The 1494-nt window shown below is 62.7% G+C and carries 4 protein-coding genes; 2 read left to right on the top strand and 2 right to left on the bottom strand.

Translation table 11 applies throughout. From position 1 onward, the window contains the following. Together PMI42_RS37905 and PMI42_RS12670 are read right to left on the bottom strand one after the other, a co-directional pair. Positions 1–116: 2-oxoisovalerate dehydrogenase E1 alpha subunit like protein (locus PMI42_RS37905; RefSeq protein WP_008134520.1), on the bottom strand; the 116-nt coding region annotated here is incomplete at its 3' end. Beyond that, positions 113–400 (bottom strand): hypothetical protein, encoded by a 288-nt coding sequence (locus PMI42_RS12670; protein WP_240535232.1) that lies wholly within the window; start codon positions 398–400, stop codon positions 113–115. The genes PMI42_RS37905 and PMI42_RS12670, both read right to left, overlap by 4 nt. Before the next feature lie 157 nt (positions 401–557). Between PMI42_RS12670 and PMI42_RS12665 the strand changes: the two genes are divergently transcribed. Together PMI42_RS12665 and PMI42_RS12660 are read left to right on the top strand one after the other, a co-directional pair. Continuing rightward, a complete protein-coding gene (locus PMI42_RS12665; RefSeq protein WP_008134518.1) occupies positions 558–1058 on the top strand; it encodes an Lrp/AsnC family transcriptional regulator in 501 nt (166 codons plus the stop codon). Positions 1059–1189: 131 nt separating this feature from the next. Beyond that, positions 1190–1494, top strand: a 305-nt coding sequence (locus PMI42_RS12660) for an aldehyde dehydrogenase family protein (protein ID WP_008134517.1), incomplete at its 3' end; no start/stop codon positions are given.

Here is a 1494-nt window from a genome sequence, read left to right as displayed (position 1 = left end):
GGCGGGCGCCGGACCGAGCCTGCCTTTGGAATCGAGACACCGGAGAAATCCGGCTTGCCCCCCGGCCGGCTCGCAGGCTCCGGAACGTGGAAGTGAAGGGGCGTGGGGCTGGTCATGGAAGCATCCGCTCGTTTGCTGGTCCTGGAGAGACAACGCCCGCCCGATCGGCGTCCTCGCAGGCGAGCTCCGCGACGGAAAGGTTCGTGATCGCCGGATGGCGTGACAACCGTTCCGTGAGGTCTGCGCAATCGGCCGACGGCGTCACTTCAAGAACCATCCGTATCGTTCGGTTCCCATCGGAGTGCGTCGTCATCGCGACCTGGTCGAGGCCGAAGCCGAAACGCGCCGCGTCGAGGACGAGGCGGACGATCCCGTCAAATGGGTCGGGCGTGGTGGCCATCACGCTGACGCGCCGGGGCTGTCGAGGTTGCATGTCAGTTTCTCTCGCGGCACATGATAATCTTCTGTTTCGAGAAAATTTCCCAAAATTCCGACAGGTGTGCCAAAATCGTGGAAGGTTTTCCCGCCAAACCTCGAAATGACAGAAGGATCAACTGATGCCCTCCAAGCGAAGCCCCGTCGAGGAACTCGATCAACTGGATCGCCGGATTCTCTCGGCGCTGAGCGAGGACGGCCGCTTGACGACGAGCGCGCTGGCGGAGCAGGTCGGGCTCTCGAGTTCGCCATGCTGGACCAGGGTGAAGCGCCTGGAGGAAAACGGCGCGATCGAGAAATATGTCGCGGTGCTCAATCACGCCCATCTCGGATACAACAACATCGCCTTCGTCGAGATCACGCTGGACAAGCATGACGACAAGGTGCTGGAGCGCTTCGGCGCCGCCCTGTCGCGAATTCCGGAGGTGACGGAAGCCTATCTGGTGACCGGCGATTACGACTATCTCATCAAGGTCGTCGTGCGGGACACCGATCACTACGAGCGCTTCCTGCGGCAGGCGTTGTACAGGATCCCGGGCATCCGGCAGTCGCGAACGACATTCGGCCTGCGTACCCTGAAGCGCCAGATCTCGATCGATCCCTCCAAGGCCGGTCCGCCCTGATATTCGGTTTGACGCCTGCTCGCGGCTGCCTGCAAGACCTGCCCGAGGCGAAGAATCAACGCTATGAAAGCGCGAAATCAAATAACGGCGGGGCATCCGGCCATGGCCTCCGTCGAGACAGGAGTACTCCGATGACGAATGCCGAGATCCGATTTCCGATCGACGGCCGAACCCGAAAGATGTTTGTCGATGGCGCGTGGGTGGAAGCCCGCTCGGGGAAAGTCTTCGAGACGCGCAACCCCGCGACTGGCGAGGTGATCGCGCGCGTCCCGCGTGGCGAGGCGGCCGACATCAATCTTGCGGTCGCTGCGGCCCGTCGCGCTTTCGTGGGGCCGTGGAGCCGTTTCAAGCCGTTCGAGCGGCAGGCGCTGCTGCTGCGTATCGCCGACCTGTTCGAGAAGCACTGGGAGGAGATCAGCCAATCCGATACGGCGGG

Source organism: Bradyrhizobium sp. YR681 (genome assembly GCF_000282615.1).
In the GTDB taxonomy this organism is placed as follows: domain Bacteria; phylum Pseudomonadota; class Alphaproteobacteria; order Rhizobiales; family Xanthobacteraceae; genus Bradyrhizobium.
The sequence above is the reverse complement of the archived record's forward strand: the minus strand, read 5'-3'. Positions and strand labels throughout refer to the sequence as shown.

What these genes read in the sequence shown, in the direction of transcription:
- PMI42_RS12665 (WP_008134518.1), top strand. Translation starts at nt 558, where the DNA reads ATGCCCTCCAAGCGAAGCCCCGTCGAGGAACTCGATCAACTGGATCGC.
- PMI42_RS12670 (WP_240535232.1), bottom strand. Translation starts at nt 400, where the DNA reads ATGGCCACCACGCCCGACCCATTTGACGGGATCGTCCGCCTCGTCCTC.